General features: G+C 44.4%; 11 protein-coding genes and 1 rRNA gene. 9 read left to right on the top strand and 3 right to left on the bottom strand.

Features of this window, described 5'->3' with window-relative positions:
• Window positions 1–205: 205 nt before the first annotated feature.
• Complete coding sequence (locus CLV25_RS15815; RefSeq protein WP_131840641.1) at window positions 206–2,701, bottom strand: tetratricopeptide repeat protein; 2,496 nt, start codon at window positions 2,699–2,701, stop codon at window positions 206–208.
• 436 nt (window positions 2,702–3,137) lie between these two features.
• Here CLV25_RS15815 and fbp point away from each other — a divergent pair, with 436 nt between their 5' ends.
• From fbp to CLV25_RS15775, 8 genes are all read left to right on the top strand, one after another.
• Window positions 3,138–4,184 (top strand): class 1 fructose-bisphosphatase, encoded by a 1,047-nt coding sequence (gene fbp, locus CLV25_RS15810; RefSeq protein ID WP_131840640.1) that lies wholly within the window; start codon window positions 3,138–3,140, stop codon window positions 4,182–4,184.
• 97 nt (window positions 4,185–4,281) lie between these two features.
• A complete protein-coding gene (gene mfd, locus CLV25_RS15805) occupies window positions 4,282–7,641 on the top strand; it encodes a transcription-repair coupling factor (protein ID WP_243649655.1) in 3,360 nt (1,119 codons plus the stop codon).
• Window positions 7,638–8,360, top strand: a complete 723-nt coding sequence (locus tag CLV25_RS15800; protein ID WP_131840639.1) for a type III pantothenate kinase — start codon at window positions 7,638–7,640, stop codon at window positions 8,358–8,360. The genes mfd and CLV25_RS15800 overlap by 4 nt, the downstream gene beginning before the upstream one ends.
• Before the next feature lie 148 nt (window positions 8,361–8,508).
• Window positions 8,509–9,630: a hypothetical protein gene (locus CLV25_RS15795; protein WP_131840638.1), complete on the top strand. Its 1,122-nt coding sequence runs from the start codon at window positions 8,509–8,511 to the stop codon at window positions 9,628–9,630.
• A 25-nt stretch (window positions 9,631–9,655) separates the two neighbouring features.
• Complete coding sequence (locus CLV25_RS15790; RefSeq protein ID WP_131840637.1) at window positions 9,656–10,987, top strand: tetratricopeptide repeat protein; 1,332 nt, start codon at window positions 9,656–9,658, stop codon at window positions 10,985–10,987.
• 47 nt (window positions 10,988–11,034) lie between these two features.
• Complete coding sequence (gene lptC / locus CLV25_RS15785; protein WP_165877115.1) at window positions 11,035–11,565, top strand: LPS export ABC transporter periplasmic protein LptC; 531 nt, start codon at window positions 11,035–11,037, stop codon at window positions 11,563–11,565.
• A gap of 205 nt (window positions 11,566–11,770) precedes the next feature.
• Complete coding sequence (locus CLV25_RS15780; protein ID WP_131840635.1) at window positions 11,771–13,021, top strand: hemolysin family protein; 1,251 nt, start codon at window positions 11,771–11,773, stop codon at window positions 13,019–13,021.
• A gap of 87 nt (window positions 13,022–13,108) precedes the next feature.
• Window positions 13,109–15,193 carry a peptidylprolyl isomerase gene (locus CLV25_RS15775; RefSeq protein WP_131840634.1) on the top strand — a complete coding sequence of 695 codons (2,085 nt, stop codon included), beginning with the start codon at window positions 13,109–13,111 and terminating at the stop codon, window positions 15,191–15,193.
• A gap of 670 nt (window positions 15,194–15,863) precedes the next feature.
• Here the strand turns inward: CLV25_RS15775 and CLV25_RS15770 are convergent.
• Window positions 15,864–17,198, bottom strand: coding sequence for a dihydroorotase (locus CLV25_RS15770; RefSeq protein ID WP_131840633.1), 1,335 nt, complete (start codon window positions 17,196–17,198; stop codon window positions 15,864–15,866).
• Window positions 17,198–17,950, bottom strand: coding sequence for a polyprenol monophosphomannose synthase (locus CLV25_RS15765; RefSeq protein WP_131840632.1), 753 nt, complete (start codon window positions 17,948–17,950; stop codon window positions 17,198–17,200). Before CLV25_RS15765 ends, CLV25_RS15770 begins: the two co-directional genes overlap by 1 nt.
• 461 nt (window positions 17,951–18,411) lie before the next feature.
• Between CLV25_RS15765 and CLV25_RS15760 the strand changes: the two genes are divergently transcribed.
• A 16S ribosomal RNA gene (locus CLV25_RS15760) occupies window positions 18,412–18,499 on the top strand; the annotation flags it as partial.

The raw sequence follows: 18,499 nt of genomic DNA, 5'->3' as shown, positions 1-18,499 counted from the left end.
ATCCTCGTAGCTGAAGCTCGCTGCTTTTTCTTTCTCTTCCATTGTCTGCAAAGTTAACGTTATCATTTTGCAGACACAGTTGCATGAACAGTCTCGGTAGAGGGTAAGGTGGATGCCGTAGAAGCGGTTAATCGGGAATAAGCGGGAGGTTCCAGTACCTTGTATTGATGGTTCGGGGATCCCCTTTTCTAGTTTTTTTGCGTCTCTAAATGTTTTGAATAAAGGCCACCAAGTTGGTGTCGCGATCGATATTCAGCTTCTTTCGTAGGCGTAGGCGTGCCTTTTTTAGCGCCTCTTCGGACTGGAAGGTTATCTGTGCTATCTGTTTGTTGCTCATGTTGAGCTTTAGGAATACGCACAGCTTACGCTCGTTGGGGGTAAGCTCCGGAAACTGCTCGTTTAGCTTATCGTGGAAAGAGTGGTGAACCTTCTCGAAGAGCAGCTCAAACTCGTTCCAGTTCGAGTTGTACGATTGCAGCTTGTAGTCGGCAATTAGCGATCTAACGCTCTTTTTGCCCTCCTCGTTGGTGTTCTTCTCGATGTCCTCCAACATTTTTATGCTTCGCGAATCGCGCTCCGAGTTTTGAACCAGCTTAAGGGTTGCAGCTGTCATCGCTTTTTGGTTGGCTACCAGCTCGTGGTTTATTTTTTCAATTTCCATCTCCAGCAGCTTTTTCTTTAGCGCCTCCTTTTCAATAAACGCCTCTTCTGCCTTCTTCTGCTCGTCGATGTTGCGAATGTTGGAAATTACCGCGTTGATGGCTGGATGCGTAAGGTAATTTTGGGCTACGGCCTCTAGCCACACGTACCCATTTTGCTTGTGCTTATGGCGGTACTTCACCGTATGGGCTGCCGTTTTATCCGTAAGTACTTTTTCCCAGTGCTGCTCGAGCACCTGCTTGTCATCGGGGTGTATTGAGGTTGCGCTCGAGCCAAGAAGTTCTTTTGAATTGTACCCGGTTATCCTTTTTGCAGCATCGCTCACAAAGAACGACTCCCGACTGTTGTCGGTTAAAACGAAGATGTCGTTGGAGTTCTTAATAAGCAGCTGCAAGCGCTCTTTGCTCTCCTCAATCCGCTGCTTGGCCGAGCTCAGCTCATCGTTCGACTGTTTTAGTTTTTTGTTTAGTGCAATGTACTCCTCATTTAGCGCCTCAATTTCGTTCTTTTGCTGGAGTAGGATAGCGTTAGTTCGCTTTTTAAGCTTGTACGAACGGTAAATTGTCCTAGACAGAAGGCACATGAGGATGAAAGCCACAACCAATGTAAGGATGATAATTCGTTGTTTTTTTATGGCGATGTCTTTTTTCTGCTTTTCCAGTTCGTTTGCCTGCTTTTCCTTCTTGTACTTGTAGGCGCTCTCTAAATTAGCAATCTTCTTTATGTTGCTCTCGTTGAAGATGCTATCGTTAAGTGTTTTGTATATGGTGTAGTGCTGGTAGGCATTTTTGTAGTCGTTGGTTGCGGCATATATTCGGGATAGTTGGTTATGCGTATCTTTCTCGAGATCTAGCAGTCCGACATTCTTGGCAATTGCCAAACTTTTCTGCGTGTATTCTAACGCTTGGTTGTAGTTTTTTTGCTTAAAATAAACAGTTCCCATTTTAGACCAAGCTTGGGCTATGCCTCGTTTTAACCCGATGGATTCGGCTAGGCTTAGGGCTTTCCTATAGTTATCGAGGGCTTTGGAGAGGCTGTTTTGCTTGCAGTAAATTTCACCGATACTTATTAGCGTATTGATGTTTTGTATGATGTTGCTATTTTTTGATATTGCCAACGACTGCTCGAAGTATTCTAGCGCCTTTGCATCGTCCATCTTTAGGTAAATATTGCCGATATTGTTAAGACAGACCGATTTGCGTAAGGTGTCTTTCAGTTCTTCAGCAATCCTTAGGGCTTCTTTAGTGTTCTTTAGCGCTTCGTTATACTCTTTCTGTTCCAGCTGAACCCCAGCAATATTTAGAAGGTTGCCCAGTTTTCCCGATTTATCATTTAGATCTTCGTTTACTCTCAGTGCCATTAGGTAGTAGTCGAGTGCAACCGGATGGTTACCTTGAAGGGAGTATATAGAGCCTAAGTTGTTGTAGCAGCGAGAAAGAAGAGACTTCTCGTTCATCTCTTTGGCTAGAATGCTGGCTCTTTGAAGTCCTTTTATTGCATTGAGGAACATACCCTTACTAGTATAGCTTCTGGATATGTTGGTTAAGCATTTTATTTCGATTTGCTTGTCCTCTATTTCTACTGCAATGGCGAGTGCACGCTTGTAGCACGCATCACCCTGTTGGCCATTGCCTTGATCTCTAAAGATGTTGCCAGAGGCAATTAGGTAGGTAGCTATTCCTGGCTTATCGTTGATTTCCTCCGATAAGGCTAAAGCCTGTTGAAAGTAGGTGAGCGAAATTTTCTTATCGCTTCCGAGGTAGGATAGGCCTGTTAGCCATAAGCTGCTTGCTTTACCCTTTTTGTAGCCTAGCTGGTCGGAGAGTTTCCCCGATTGAGTGGCGTACTCTTTTGCCTTCTTGCTGTTGTTGTTATACGACAGGTAGGCAATCTTATTTAGGATGTTGACCCTTGCCGTATCGTTTGTGTAATGCTTCTTGAGAATGTTTTCAAGGCTATCAACCTTACTTTTTTGGGCGTTTACCGTATACGCAAAAAAAACAGTTAAAAGCAGGATTGCTACTTTACTTTTATTAAACATAGAAGGCTTATGCTAATTAGATGCATTATATACGCCTCAAAATTAAAGTATTTTATCTAAATTACTAGATGTCCTCCTTCATTCTGTTATACGTTAGCGGTGGTAGGCTACTGTTTGCCTAGTGCTTATTGTTAAATGAACGCGCATTTTTCGGCTTTTGGTGGAATGCTGCATGTAGTAAATTTACGGCAGATCAGTAAGGTTATATGTTTAGTGTGCATATGTAAATTATAGATTATATGAGAATAAAAATCACAAATTCAAAGTCATATGTTATTATTACAGGAATACACAATAGCGAAACAGTGCAATATGCATACGTTTGAAATAAAAAAACATATAAAATAGTAGAAACAGTGCAATAAATTGCATTAATTTGCAGCGCCTGCCTACCGGTAGGTAACCTGAATTATCTGTATGTAAACTAGTACTAGAAATGAACCACATTCTAAAAGCGTATAAGGTAACAACCCTTAATCAATTTCTTATTGAGCGACAGGCCGATTTCCCTTATGCTTCTGGGGAATTTACGCGCTTACTCCACCACATTGGGATTGCTGCAAAAATTGTAAACAGGGCCATTAACAAAGCAGGGTTGGCCGACATCCTTGGATCTATTGGGACAACCAACGTTCAGGGCGAAGACCAGAAGAAGCTCGACTACATTGCCAACGAACTCTTCATCTCGAGTATCCGTAATAGTGGCGAATGCTGCGGAATAGCCTCGGAGGAGAACGACGAGATTGTAACCTTTGACGATGAGATGTCGCTCGACGGCAAGTACATCGTTTGTATGGATCCGCTCGACGGATCGGCTAACCTCGAAAGTAACGTTTCGGTAGGAACCATATTCTCAATCTATCGTCGAATAAGTCCACGTGGAGAAAAAGCGACCCTCGAAGATTTTCTTCAGGAAGGGCAAAAGCAGGTTGCTGCCGGTTACATCATCTACGGCTCGTCGACAATGCTGGTTTACACTACCGGCAAAGGAGTTTATGGCTTTACGCTCGACCCTTCTATTGGAGAGTTTTGCCTTTCGCACAATAAGGTTCAAACGCCTAAATCTGGGAAAATATACTCAGTTAACGAGGGAAACTACAACTCTTTCCCCGATGGAGTTAAGCGGTTCATAGATTACTGCAAGGTCGATTCTCCTGCAACTAACCGTCCATTCTCCAGCCGCTACATTGGTAGCATGGTTTCTGATTTTCATCGCAACCTGCTGGTTGGTGGAGTTTTCCTTTATCCTCCTACTAAGGCGAAACCTGAGGGTAAACTGCGCCTGATATACGAATGTAATCCGATAGCCTTTTTGGCAGAGCAGGCTGGAGGAAGGGCAACAACAGGGACTAAGCGTATCCTAGAGATAAAGCCAACCTCGTTGCATCAAAGAGTTCCTTTGGTGGTAGGGTCATATACTTTGGTTAAGCGCGTGGAGGAGTTTATGCAGGAAGTTCCTGTAGAACATTCCTGTGGCGAATAACTCAGATATTCTATTCGACCGACAAAAAACATCTTGTTTTCGGATGAAATAGTATTCTCTTTCCTAAATTTGCGTTCAAAGCATTAAAAGTAGCCTTTTGAACGTACAACAGCTAATAAAACGTATAGAGCAACAAGAGGCGATAGCCACGCTACGTGAACATATCGCCTCGGGTTGCCGCTCCATAAAAGTAGATGGGCTTAGCGGTTCAGCAAAGAGTATTGCCGCATCGCTTATGCTCACACAAGGGCAGGTCGTTTTTTTCGTGCTTAACGAGAAAGATGAGGCAGCTTACTTCTACAACGACCTTTACAACCTCACCTCGTCCGACCGGATACTCTTTTTTCCGTCGGCCTACAAGCGCTCCATTCAGTACGGACAGGAAGATCCCTCGGGCATTGTTCAGCGTACTGCTGTGCTCAACGCACTGAAGGAAGGTGCACCATCCGACGGCTACTTGGCGATAGTAACCTATCCCGAGGCGCTTATAGAAAAGGTAGTGTCGTCGGAAAAGCTTCGAACCAATACGCTAAAGATGTCGGTTGGCGAAAAAGTCTCCATCGAATTTGTTCGGGATGTGCTGCTCGAATACAGCTTCGAGCGGGTCGACTTTGTTTCCGAGCCGGGACAGTTTGCCGTTCGTGGTGGTATTGTCGACATCTTTTCATTTTCCGATAATAAGCCCTACCGCGTCGATTTCTTTGGCGACGAAGTGGAGTCGCTTCGCAGCTTCAACATCGATACGCAGCTTTCGGAAGATAAGCTCTCGGTAATCGAGGTTGTTCCCAACCTAAAGAACGCCTCGCTCTCGGAGCTAAAGGTTAGCATATTTGATTACGTTCCGCCCACCACCATGTTTTGGCTGGAGGAGATGGACTACCTGCATCGCCGTTTCGTAGAGATTGACACCAACACCGATGTTCGCAAGATAGAATCTGTTCATGCCGGTAATGGAGAAAAGGGTGAATGGATAATTACTCCCGACGATCTGGTTGATGGGGTACAACGCCACATTTCTATATCGCTATCTCCTTCGAGCTACCTGAAGGCGGAAAAGATGGTAGAGTTCTCCACCATGCCGCAGCCAACTTTCAACAAGAACTTCGAGCTGCTGGCTGATACCATAATGGAGAACAACGAACGGGGGTACACTACCTGCTTGCTCTCCGAGAATGAGGCTCAGGTGGAGCGTCTGCACAACATCTTCGACTCCATCACCAAAAAGCATATAGAGTTCGACTACATACCCGTTGCGCTGCACGAGGGCTTTGTCGACCACTCTGCAAAAATCTGCTGCTACACCGACCACCAGATATTTGAGCGCTACCAGAAGTATAAGCTACGCGGCGAGCTTAACAAGAGCGAGGCCATCACCATTCAGGAGCTAAGCAGCCTGCAAATCGGAGACTACGTGGTGCATATCGACCACGGTGTAGGCGTGTTTGGCGGTCTGGTAAAAACGGAGGTTAACGGTAAGATGCAGGAGGCTATTAAGCTTGTTTACCGCGATAGCGACGTGCTGTTCGTGAATATTCATGCACTGCACCGCATCTCGAAGTTTAAGAGCAAAGATGGCGAACCTCCAAAAATATATAAGCTGGGTAGCGGTGCTTGGCAAAAGCTGAAGGCTCAGGCTAAGAAGAAGGTTAAGGATATCGCCAAGGATCTGATTGCACTCTACTCTCAGCGTCGAGCGTCGCGTGGCTACCAGTTCTCGCCCGACTCGTTTATGCAGTACGAGCTCGAGGCTTCGTTCATCTACGAGGATACGCCCGACCAAATGCGCACCACCAAGGCCGTTAAGGAGGATATGGAGGGCGAGCTGCCAATGGATCGCCTGGTTTGTGGTGATGTGGGCTTTGGTAAGACAGAAATAGCAATCCGTGCCGCTCTTAAGGCTGCTGCTGACAGCAAGCAGGTTGCCGTGTTGGTTCCAACCACCATTTTGGCGCTTCAACACTACAAAACATTTAGGGATAGGCTTAAGGAGTTTCCTGTAAAGGTTGATTTTGTAAGCCGCCTAAAGTCTGCCAAGCAAATAAAGGATACGCTTAAGGAACTTGCCGAAGGTAAGATAGATATTCTTATAGGTACGCATCGTGTAATTGGCAAGGATATCAAGTTTAAGGATCTGGGCTTGCTGATTATCGACGAGGAGCAGAAGTTTGGCGTATCGGCTAAGGAGAAACTACGTCAAATGAAGCACGACGTGGATACGCTAACGCTTACCGCAACGCCAATTCCGCGTACGCTCCAGTTCTCGCTTATGGGCGTTCGCGACCTGTCCATCATACAAACTCCACCGCCCAACCGCCATCCGGTATCTACCGAAGTGCACACGTTTAACGAGGAGATTATTCGCGAAGCTATAACCTACGAGCTCGATAGGGGAGGACAGGTGTTCTTCGTGCACAACCGTGTGATGGACATCTTGGAGATTGAGAACTACGTAAAGAAGCTTGTGCCAGGTGTAAAAACGCTGGTTGCTCACGGTCAAATGGAGCCCGACAAGCTCGAAAAGACGATGATGGCCTTCATCGATGGTGATGCTGATATTCTTTTTGCAACATCAATTATTGAGTCGGGACTGGACATCCCTAACGCCAACACCATCATCATAAATAACGCTCACCAGTTTGGACTTAGCGATTTGCACCAGCTTCGTGGGCGTGTTGGACGTTCGAACAAAAAGGCATTTTGCTACTTGCTGGCTCCTCCGGTTGCAGGTTTACCCCAGGATTCGCGCCGTAGGCTAAAGGCTATCGAGGATTTCTCCGATCTAGGTAGCGGTTTCAACATAGCCATGCAGGACTTGGATATCCGTGGAGCCGGAAATCTTTTGGGAGGAGAGCAAAGCGGATTTATTGCCGAGATAGGTTTCGAGGCATACCATAAGATTCTCAACGAGGCTATTCAGGAACTAAAAGATTCCGAGTTCCGTTACTTGTTTGAAGGTAGTGCCGAAACACCAGAGAAACCGCACGACATCACCTTTGTTACCGACTGTCACATCGATACCGATATGGAGTTGCTGTTGCCCGATGCCTATATCGGCAGCATCCCCGAAAAGATTCGCCTGTACCGTGAACTCGATGCAATTGAGGATGAGGAGGAACTCGAAAAGTACAAGGCTCGCCTTATCGATCGCTTTGGTCCAATGCCGCTCGAGGTAGAGCAGCTGCTTCATGTCGTTAAGCTGCGTCGTCTGGCTATGTCGTTGGGCTTCGAAAAGATCATCCTTAAAAATGGCATCATGATTACCTATTTTATATCTAACCAGATGTCGGGGTACTACCAAATGCCGATGTTTGCTAAGCTAATCGGCTATCTGCAATCGCAACCTAAAAACTTTAAGGTAAAGCAGACCCCTGATAAGCTCTACATTTCAATACCAAATGTAAAGGATGTTGATGTGGCTTATACAATTCTGAATAACATGAAACAGGCAACCCTATGAATCTAATTATAGATGTTGGAAATACGGCTATTAAGCTCGCTGCAATTAGAGATTTGGCAATTGTTGACGTTATAAGGGTTAATAGCTGGAATGATGAGTCGGTAATTCAGTTTCTTGCTAAATATGGAAATTTTGACAATGGCATCATTTCTTCGGTAAGAGACGACGCTCCCCCTGAATTCTTAAACACCTTTGTAGAAGGAAAATTTTTGTTATTTAACCATAAAATACAGGTTCCCATTGCAAATGGGTATGAAACTCCTAATACATTAGGCCTCGACAGGTTGGCAGCAGCAGTTGGGGCAAACAATATTTTCCCCCATACAAACGTTCTTGTTGTTGATTGCGGAACGGCAATAACCATTGACTTTGTATCTGCTATTGGACGTTTTGAGGGAGGCAATATTTCGTTAGGGCTAAATACCCGATTTAAGGCGCTTTCTAGCTTCACCTCAAAGCTGCCGCTAGTCGATATTGCTGATGGATATCCTCTTATTGGAAAGAATACGACCGATGCAATTAGGGCAGGCGTACTTAACAGCACAATATTCGAATTGGATACCTATATTGAGCTATTTAGTGGGCTTTATCCTGATTTAAAGGTTATATTTACTGGTGGAGATGCATTTTTCTTTGATGGAAAATTAAAAAATACCATATTTGTCGTTCCCAATTTGGTAGTCCAAGGGTTGAACCGAATTTTAGAGTATAATGTTTAAAAGAACTTTACGTACATCTTTTCTAATTCTTTTTGGAGTTTTTTCACTTATAGCTAATGCTCAAGAGTATAGCAAAAACTTCTATTCGCCTAATACCATTTATGGTATAGGGCAGTTATCGCTCCCTGGATTTTCAAACACACGTGGAATGGGGGACGCAGGAATTGGTCTTCGAAGCAGATTCATGATCAACCACCTAAATCCTGCGGCTCTTACAGCTCAGGATACCACTACTTTTATTGTAGACTTTGGTATTGAAAGCAACAATATTTATGCATCAACAAGCAGCAAGAATACCAGTTTTAACGGATTTTCTGTTGACCATATATCAATGGCATTTCCTATCTCAAAAAGGCTGTTTACTGCCTTGACTTTCCAGCCTATGACGCAGGTTGGTTATCGTGTAACTATAGATGAAACCGATCCCAAGGTTTTGGCAAATATTGGGAATGTTAGTTACGAGTATAATGGTAAAGGAGGTATTAATATTGGTCAGATAGGGCTTGGTGCGAAGATAATAGAGGGTTTGTCGGTAGGTGCAAATTTGAATCTCTATTTTGGTTCTATCGATCGCAACTATAACACAGTATTTCCTGCAACAAACTCGCTCTACCTTTCAACTTCTACCGCTAGTAAGGTTATGGTGTCAAATTTTGGATTCTCTACAGGTGTTTCATACGCTCATAAGATAAGCAAGGAAAAATTCTTAAACTTCGGTCTTATTTATCAACCCAAGTTGAATATATCGGCGAAGTACGATGAGCTGACTACGGTGACATCGAATCCTACTGACACTATAAAGTACCTTAATAAGGATGTTAGTTTTGGAATTCCTACAAGGATTGGAATAGGGGCATCCTATGGTAAAACAGACAGGTACGCATTCTCTTTTGACTATGAGTTTGCACAATGGAACAAGGTTACCCCTCTAGATAAGATGTCGGAGTACGTGAATACCAACTCCGTTAGAGCGGGCTTTGAGATTACACCAAACATTCTCGATTTTCGTAACTACTTTAACAGGGTAACCTATAGGGTTGGTTTGCGTTATAACGATGTGTACTATAAAGTTAAAGGAAATAAAACTAACGACATTGCAGTTACTGCGGGTTTTGCATTTCCGATAAAGGGATTATCTTATCTTAATACCTCTTTCGAATTTGGGAAACGTGGTACGAAAGTTGATGGAAGCGTAAAAGAGAACTACTTTACCTTTACGGTAGGTGTTTCGCTGTTCGATCGTTGGTTCCTAAAACCGATGTTTGACTAATTAAATGTCCTAATATAACTGTAGCATGAAAAGTAAACTGGTAAAATTGGGAGTTTTCGCCTTCCTTAGCGTTATGGCGTTGAGCTCCTCTGCTCAATCATATCTAGGGAATCCTCGATATGGTGCTGATACCGCCACACGAAAAATTTGTGCCCTAAACCTAAGCTTGTATAGTGATGGATTTAAATCAGGCGACTTTAAGGGTGCATATAAGTATTGGAAAGTTGCGTATAATATTTGCCCAGGTGCATCGTTAGCAGCTTTACAAAGAGGTAGAACTATTTATCAAAGCTTCATTGAGTCTGCTCCAAATGAGGCTGCAAAGCAAGCCTATGTTGACACTTTGTTGAGCCTATACGATGCTCGTATGAAGTATTTCCCAACGGATGTTCCCAAGGCGATGGAGTTTAAGGTTAGGGATTTGTTGTTTTATAGGCCAGATCAAGCTCCAAAGGCGCTAACAATGATTAAAGATCTTATTACAAGCCAGGGAGATGCTGCTAATGCAGAGGTTATTGCTTATGGAATGCAAATCACCAGCGATCTTTACCAAAAGAAGGAGGTAACCGCTGATCAGGTGATGGATTACTATTCTACGAATGGGGCTATCGTTGAGAAACAGCTTGCTGCAGATCCAAGCAATGAGGAGTTGAAGAAGGCAAAGGAGTCGTTGGATGTAATCTTTGTTCAGTCGGGGGTTGCTAATTGCGATAATCTTATAGCTTTATACACTCCTAAGCTAGAGCAAAATCCAGCCGATGTTGAACTTTTGAAGAAAATCGTATCTCTATTTGGAGCAAACCGCTGTACTAAGTCAGAAGTTTACTTTAAGGCTGCTGCAGCCCTTCAAAAGGCTGAGCCAAGCCCAGAAGGAGCGCTTAACCTTGCTCGTTTATTGGTAGATAGAGGCGAATATAGCAAGGCAATCCCTTACTACAAGGAGGCTGCTAATGCTCAACCAAATAATGTAGAAAAGGCTAATATTCTTCTCCTTGCTGCTGATGCAATGCTAAAGACTGGTGACAAGCACGATGCAAAAGCTCTTGCTAATCTTGCATTAGATGCAAATCCTAATAGCGGGTTAGCCTACATCATTATTGCAAACATCATTGGCTCTCAAAAGTGCCAAGGTGCCGATCCAGTTATTAGTGCAGGTCCTTATTTCGTTGCTGTTGATTACCTCCGCAAGGCAAAACAGGTAGATCCTTCTGTTGCCGCTGATGCAGACAGGCTTATTAGCAACTACTCTGCAGGTTTCCCTAGCAAGACAGACCTGTTTAGCTACGCATACGAAGAAGGAAAAGTTATCACTGTTGGCTGTGGTATCAACGAAAGAACAGTTATTAGAGCTCGATAGTTTTAAACTCTATTATGCGAAATTACTCTTCGCTTTGTAAAAAGATTATGGTAGCATCTGCAATTGCAGGTGCTGCCTTTTTAGTATCGTGTAAGAGCGATATTGAGACGGTTAAGGCAATTTCCAACTTTGAGAACAAGCCAACCGAAACCTTGGAAAACTTTAAGATGACCTATTCGGAAGGAGGGTTCTACAAAATGGAAGTTTCGGCTCCAATTGTTCAGCGCTACTCTATGAGGAATCCTGTCGTTTCGGAGTTTAGGCAAGGTATTAAAGTGGTTACCTACAATCAAGCAGGGCAAAAGATTGCGAGTATAACCTCGAAATATGCAATATACCACGAAGACCAGAAACTTTGGGAGGCTCGAGGTAATGTTGTGGGCAAGAACAATAAAGGCGAAACGCTCTATACCGAGAAACTTTACTGGAATCAGGTTACCCGTCGTGTATCTACAAATGTTTTCGTAAGAGTGGTAAAACCAGATGGAAACAGTAGTACAGGAGAAGGGATTGATGCCGACGAAAAGTTCCAGAACTACAACGTTAAAAAACCTAGGCTTACTGGATTTTCTTTATAAAATGCATCGACATGCAAATCTCCGAACGTAAGAATAAGCTATGGATGTGGATATGGGCAGCAATGTCCATTTTTCTTTTAGGTTATACCACATTTGCCTTTATCGCGATTGATAGCGGGATGGGATTTCGCGTCCTTGTGCTAGCTCTTCTATCTTTAGTGATGTTTATTTTGCGGTATAAGCTAAGCAAACGACAACGAGTGTAATGGAGGCGAATCTTGCCATTGCCATTTTGATGCTTGCCATTTCTGCCTTTTTTTCGGGAATGGAGATTGCTTTTTTGAAATCCAACAAGCTAAGGATAGAGCTAGATCGCAAGCACGGTAAAACCTATGCCAGCATTGTTGATATCTTCATAAAGCATCCGGGACAATTTGTTGCTACGCTACTGGCGGGTAGTAGCATAGCGCTGGTAGCGTATGCGCTGTGTGTAATTAGGATTGTGGAGGAACTGCTCGCGCAACATGTAGATTCCGAAGCTGCGGTTATTATAGCTGGCATTCTTGTTTCAGCAAGTGCTTTTCTTTTGGCAGCAGAATTTCTTCCCAAGAGCCTATTTAGGTCAAATCCTAACCTTTTCCTAAGGCTATTTATAGCCCCAGCGGTGCTGCTCTACATCCTGTTATATCCAATTGCCACATTCGTTACGTGGATGGCGGTGCGCATCCTAGGGCTGTTTAGGCTTCAGGTAAAGCGGGCAGATGCCGTACCCGTTTTCGATGCCGTTGATTTGGCTAAGCTCGTTAACGATTCGGAGCATAGCGGTGTGGCCCATAAGCACGACCTGAAGATCTTTCAGAACGCTCTAGATTTTTACGAAGTAAAGGTTCGTGATCGGATGATTCCGCGAACCGATATAAAAGCCCTAGAGGTTGATGCATCTATAGAGGTGCTCAGGCAGCTTTTTGTTGTCAGCAACTTTTCTAGAATTCCGATCTACAAGGATACAATTGACAATATAATCGGCTACGTAAACTCGAAGGATCTTTTTAAGAAACCGAAAACGATCCGGCAGATGCTGCTTCCCATTAGCTTTGTTCCCGAAACAATCAGCGCCCAAAAGATGCTGGCTCGCTTCATAAAGGAGCAGAAATCGATTGCGGTAGTTGTTGATGAGTTTGGCGGAACGGCCGGATTAGTTACCATTGAAGACATTATAGAAGAGATATTTGGCGATATAGAGGATGAGCACGATGAAAAGGATACCGTTGAAAAGCGTTTGAAGGATGGCTCGTTCTTATTATCAGGAAAGCTAAAAGTTGACACCCTTAACGAACGGTACGGATTAGGGATTCCGGAATCCGACGAGTATGATACGTTGGCCGGTTTCATCCTATACAATAACGAGAGTATTCCATCACCAAGCGATACGATTGCAGTTGGAAACTTTAAGGTTAAGATTCTGAGGATGTCTTCAACTCGAATTATATTAGTACATTTGTCCATTCAGGAATAAAAAACGGCATAAATCCATTTGCTTTGTGGCCGATTTTACTATATTCGTGGTCTCAAAAAAAAAGATTAAACTAAATTAAATATTTTCATGGCAACACTAGAAAAGATTAGAAGCCGCATGGGCGTTTTGGTTGCTGTAGTAATTGGTTTTGCTCTAATTGCCTTCATATTAGGGGATCTTGTTAATTCGGGAAGTACGCTCCTGAACAGCTCTAAAATGACGTTGGCCGAGGTTGATGGGCATAAAATATCAATTACTCAATTCCAGAACAGGCTCGACGAGATGACCGAAACGCAAAAGCTTATTTCGGGCAAGCAGTCGTTCACCGACGAGGAGATGGCGGCTCTAAGAGATCAGGCTTGGGAAGAGATGATTCGTGAAACGGTGCTCGACCAAAAGCTCGCTGAAGAAGGCGTGGCGGTTTCTGAAACCGAAATGGTTGACCTTATTCAAGGAAACAACATCTCGCCAGTTGTTCGCAACTTCTTCCAAAACCCACAGACAGGTATGGTTGATCGCGAGCAAATTGTCGCTTTTGTAAAAAGCATCGAGGCAAAGAATGCTGATCCAACACGTTTGTTGTACTGGAAGTATATCAAAGATCAGGTGAAAATAGAGAGGCTTACCCGCAAGTATGCTTCGCTTGTACAGCGCTCGTTGTACGTAACCTCTTTGGATGCAAAGCGCGCTTTGGCTGCTGATGCCAACAAGTATAGCATTCGCTTTGTTGCGCAAAACTTCTTTACAATACCAGACTCTTCAGTAAAGGTTACCGATGCCGACCTTAAGGAGTACTACAATAAGCATAAAAAAATGTTCCAGCAGGAAGTGGGCCGCGATATCGAGTATGTTGTATTCGACGTAAGGCCTTCAAAGGAAGACTTTGCTGCAGCTCAGCAGTGGGTTGCTACAGCCGAGCCCGAGTTCGCTGCTGCTCAGAATCCTGCTCAGTACGCTCAAAATAACACCGACAAGAGCTACGATCGCTACTTCAAAAAGGGAGAACTGGCCGCTAAGCTAGATACCTTTGCATTTAGCGCTAGCACGGCATCGTTCCTTAAGCCTTACTTTGATGGAAACTCCTTCATCATGGCTCGTATTGCCGATGTTAAGATGATGACCGACTCTGTTAAGGCTCGTCATATCCTTGTAACTGGAAATGGTAACGTTGCTGCAACTCAAAAGCTGGCCGACAGCTTGATGAAGGCCGTTAAAGCCGGTGCTAACTTCGCAGAGCTTGCCCAAAAGTACTCGGCCGATCAAAACTCTGCTGCAAAAGGTGGCGACATGGGCTGGTTGCATAGAGGACAAGTGGATGATTCTACTCTAATGGCTGCTTCGGGCTCTGTAAAGGTTCTTCAGGCACAAGACGGGTTCCACGTGCTTCAGGTTACCGATAAGGGTGCTGCTAATAAGCGCGTAAAGCTAGCCGTAGTTCAGCGCGATGTTATTCCTAGCAGCAATACGGTTCAAAGCGTGTACAACATGGCCAACAGCTTTGTGGCCGACTGTAAAAACTTGGAAGATTTCAATGCTCAAGTGGCAAAGCAAAAGCTTAACAAGCGCGTTGCTTCTCGCTTAAGCCCTAACGAGCGCACTATATCTGGCCTAAACAGCCCCCGCGAGATTATCCGTTGGGCTTACGAAGCCGATAAGGGCGATATCTCGAAGGTATTTGAGCTAAAGGATCAGTTTGTAGTTGCTGTTCTTACTGGCGAACGTGAAAAGGGTATTGCTCCTCTAGAGCAGGTAAAATCGGATGTTGAGTACTTGGTTAAACGCGAGAAGAAGGGCGAAATGCTCGAAGCTAAGATGAAGAAGGAGCTCGAAGGCGTTAATAGCATCGATCAGCTTGCTCAAAAGTTGGGTACCCAAGCTGCAGATGCTGCCGATATCGCATTCAGCTCGTACATCGTGCCTAATGTAGGTATTGAGCCCGCCTTGGTAGCTGCTGCAACCACGGTTAAGCCTAACACCATTAGCAAGCCAGTTGTTGGCCTTAACGGTGTTTACGTTCTTCAGCAAACCGGAAAAGTTGTTGATCCTGCGTTCAGCATCGAATCGGAAAAGGTTCGCATTAGCAGCATGAACGGTCAACGCTCGGTTTACCAATCGTACGACGCGCTTAGAAAAGCTGCTGGAATCGAAGATTTCCGCTACCGTTTCTACTAGTAGAATTCAAGATGATATATGGGAGGGAGGCTTAGGCTTCCCTCTTTTTTTATAGCCATAGATACCTATAAAGGCGAAATCTCTTTTCTCCAGCTGCGGACACCTGTAGCAGACCTGAAATGCCTCTCCGCTGCTGGCGGAATTTAATTTCCGTGATGAAATGTTCTTCCGCCGGCAGCGGATTCGCGTTGCAGAGCTGAAATGTCTTTCCGCTGGCAGCGGATTCGTTTTGATGAGCTGATATATCTTCCCGCTGAATGCGGATTCGTTTTGTAGAACTGAATTATCTTTTCAACGAATGCGGATTTGTTTTGCAGAGCTGAAGTATCTTTTTGACGAACTAATATTCTTATTTAAAGGATTAAAATATTGGTCCGACGAACGGAGTTGTTTGTATTATAGATGGAAACGTTTTTTTCTAGAATGGGGAAACCCTCTTCTTTTGCGTAGCACCGTTCCTTTTTGTGCTGAAGTCGTCTTCCCGTATGTAAAGTCTTTGGTGGTAGTCTGCTTAGGGGAATTTACTTGCGGCGACTCCATATTTAAAGATAATTAAGATTCGCAATCCTCATTCAACCAAATTCCCTTGTGGTGTATGGTTCTTTAAGCATACGAAGAAGGGCATTCCATAAACAGGAATGCCCTTCTTTATATGCTACTTTCGTTTCTTTTACCTGTCGAAGGTAAGCCTCATGCCAAGCTGCTTGTCGCAAACAACGCCATCGCTGTAGGCAATTTCGCCGTTTACAAAGGTGGTCTTTATGCGGTTGGATAGCGTAACACCATCGAAGGGCGACCAGCCACACTTGTAGAGGATGTTTTCCTTAGAAATAGTCCAGGAGTTAGATGGATCAACCAGCACCAAATCGGCAAAGTGTCCCTCGCGAATGAAGCCGCGCTCGGCCACCTGAAAGAGGGTAGCAGGGGCGTGGCACATCTTATTAACAACCTCTTCGATGGTGTAGAAGCCCTGTTTGGCCAGCTCGAGCATTAGGGTTAGCGAGTGCTGAACGGAAGGGCCTCCCGATGGGGCGGTAAGGTATGGATTCGATTTTTCCTCGAAGGTATGAGGGGCATGATCGGTTGCTACCACGTCGAGCTTACCTGCCTTCAGCGCATCTCGAAGCGCATCTCTATCTGCTTCCGATTTAACCGCAGGGTTCCACTTTATGAAGTTTCCTCGTTGGGCATAATCCTTATCGCTAAACCAGAGATGGTGAACGCACACCTCTCCGGTGATTTTTTTCTCGGCAAGTGGCTTGGTGTCGAATAGGGCCATCTCTTCCCTTGTAGATAGATGCAGTACGTGAAGTCTAGAGCCGTACTTGGAGGCTAGGCTAATGGCCAAATCGGTTGATCGGACGCATGCCTCGTTGGATCGGATTAGCGGATGCGCCTCTACGGGGATTGCCTCTCCGTAACGAGCCTGAAATTCGGCAAGATTACGGCGAATGGTAGCCTCTTCCTCGCAGTGGGTGGTAACGATGGTAGGGCTTTCTGCAAAGATTCCTTCAAGGGTTTTGCGCTCGTCCACTAGCATGTTGCCCGTGCTCGATCCCATAAAAACCTTAACGCCGCAGGTCGATTTAGGGTCGATTTTGGAGATGACATCCAAATTCTCATTGGTTGCACCTATATAGAACGAGTAGTTGGCGTAAGATGTCTTAGCGGCAATCTCAAATTTCTCCTCCAGCAGTTCGATGGTGGTTGTGGCAGGTTTGGTGTTGGGCATCTCCATAAACGAGGTAATCCCACCCGCTACCGCAGCTCTCGATTCCGATGCAATGTCGCCCTTGTGGGTTAATCCGGGCTCCCTAAAGTGCACCTGGTCGTCGATAACGCCGGGAAGGAGCAAAAGTCCTTCAGCGTTTATCGTTGTTGCGTCGTTTGCCTCAATCCGATTTTTTGAAACTTTGCTGATGCGCCCATTTTCTACAAGAACATTGCCGATAAATTGGGCTCCTTCGTTGATGATGGTTGCTCCACTAATAAGGTATGCTGCCATTATGCCTTGGGTTTTTCTTTTATCTTACCAAACACACTTCTTAGGCGCATGTTTAGTACGCCCCAAAATGCTTCACCAAATATGCCTCCTGACATCTTTGAAGTCCCCTTTGTTCTATCCCTGAAGATGATTGGTACCTCAGCTATTTTAAATCCTAGCAGGTATGCATTGTACTTCATCTCTATCTGGAATCCGTAGCCCTTCAGCTTAATGGCGTCAAGATTTATGGTTTCCAGAACTTTTCTTCGGTAGCATTTAAATCCGGCAGTGGTATCCTTTACTGGCATTCCTGTTACGTAGCGGACATACGCCGATGCGTAGTACGACATTATAATCCTCCCAATAGGCCACTCAACAACGGTAACGCCGTTTACGTAGCGCGAGCCAATGGCAAGATCAGCACCTTCATGGCAGGCATCGTAAAGGCGAATGAGGTCGTCCGGATTGTGCGAGAAATCGGCATCCATTTCAAAAATGAAGTCGTACTCATGAGCAACAGCCCATTTGAACCCTGTAATATATGCTGTGCCAAGACCGAGTTTCCCGCTTCGTTCAATTAGATGGATTCGCTCGCTGTATTCTGGAATTGCCTGCAGCCTTTTTACTTCCGAAGCTGTACCATCTGGCGATCCATCGTCTATTATAAGTATATGAAAGTTGCCATGGAGGCTTAGTACTTTAGTGATTATCGCTTCGATATTCTCTATCTCATTGTAAGTAGGTATGATAACAACCTTGCTGTCGTTTAGCATAGTGAAATAAGGTGTATTATTGGTTCAAAAATAACCTATTTGAAGTTTAGAACAAATCGTGGCTTATTTTAAGTTCTACTTTTTTGTAGTAATCAACCATTTGTAACTTTTCTCTCGAAAAAGGTTGTGAAAACATTGCAGAGATACTTGCAGATTCAAAAATAAGCGCTACTTTTGCATCCGCTTTCCGAAAGGAAATAAGTTCTTTAAAATCTAAATCGCGATAGTAGTCTTCGAGATTTAAACGTTGCAAAATCGAAATTCAAACTTTGAAAAATAAATTTTGCAGATAAAAAAAAATGACTACCTTTGCATCCGCAATCGACGAAATGTCGCAAGCGAATGTTTAAAATAGAGTTCTTTGAGGCACTGAGAAGAGAAGTACAAGACAAGTCAATTCTAAATTTGATTTACAGACTAGAGTTCGAGTCAAGGATTTAAAAATATCAAAACAATCTTCTACTATGGAGAGTTTGATCCTGGCTCAGGATGAACGCTAGCGGCAGGCCTAACACATGCAAGTCGAGCGGTAGGGGACTTCGGTCCCTG

Origin of the sequence: Acetobacteroides hydrogenigenes (assembly GCF_004340205.1) — a bacterium.
Classification (GTDB): Bacteria; Bacteroidota; Bacteroidia; order Bacteroidales; family ZOR0009; genus Acetobacteroides; species Acetobacteroides hydrogenigenes.
This window is presented reverse-complemented; position numbering and strand designations above follow the sequence as displayed.

Bases quoted from the DNA above. Each gene is read 5' to 3' on its own strand.
- CLV25_RS15790 (WP_131840637.1), top strand. From the start codon at position 9,656: ATGAAAAGTAAACTGGTAAAATTGGGAGTTTTCGCCTTCCTTAGCGTT.
- CLV25_RS15780 (WP_131840635.1), top strand. From the start codon at position 11,771: ATGGAGGCGAATCTTGCCATTGCCATTTTGATGCTTGCCATTTCTGCC.
- CLV25_RS15765 (WP_131840632.1), bottom strand. From the start codon at position 17,950: ATGCTAAACGACAGCAAGGTTGTTATCATACCTACTTACAATGAGATA.
- fbp (WP_131840640.1), top strand. From the start codon at position 3,138: ATGAACCACATTCTAAAAGCGTATAAGGTAACAACCCTTAATCAATTT.
- CLV25_RS15770 (WP_131840633.1), bottom strand. From the start codon at position 17,198: ATGGCAGCATACCTTATTAGTGGAGCAACCATCATCAACGAAGGAGCC.
- lptC (WP_165877115.1), top strand. From the start codon at position 11,035: ATGGTAGCATCTGCAATTGCAGGTGCTGCCTTTTTAGTATCGTGTAAG.
- CLV25_RS15775 (WP_131840634.1), top strand. From the start codon at position 13,109: ATGGCAACACTAGAAAAGATTAGAAGCCGCATGGGCGTTTTGGTTGCT.
- CLV25_RS15815 (WP_131840641.1), bottom strand. From the start codon at position 2,701: ATGTTTAATAAAAGTAAAGTAGCAATCCTGCTTTTAACTGTTTTTTTT.
- CLV25_RS15795 (WP_131840638.1), top strand. From the start codon at position 8,509: ATGGGGGACGCAGGAATTGGTCTTCGAAGCAGATTCATGATCAACCAC.
- CLV25_RS15800 (WP_131840639.1), top strand. From the start codon at position 7,638: ATGAATCTAATTATAGATGTTGGAAATACGGCTATTAAGCTCGCTGCA.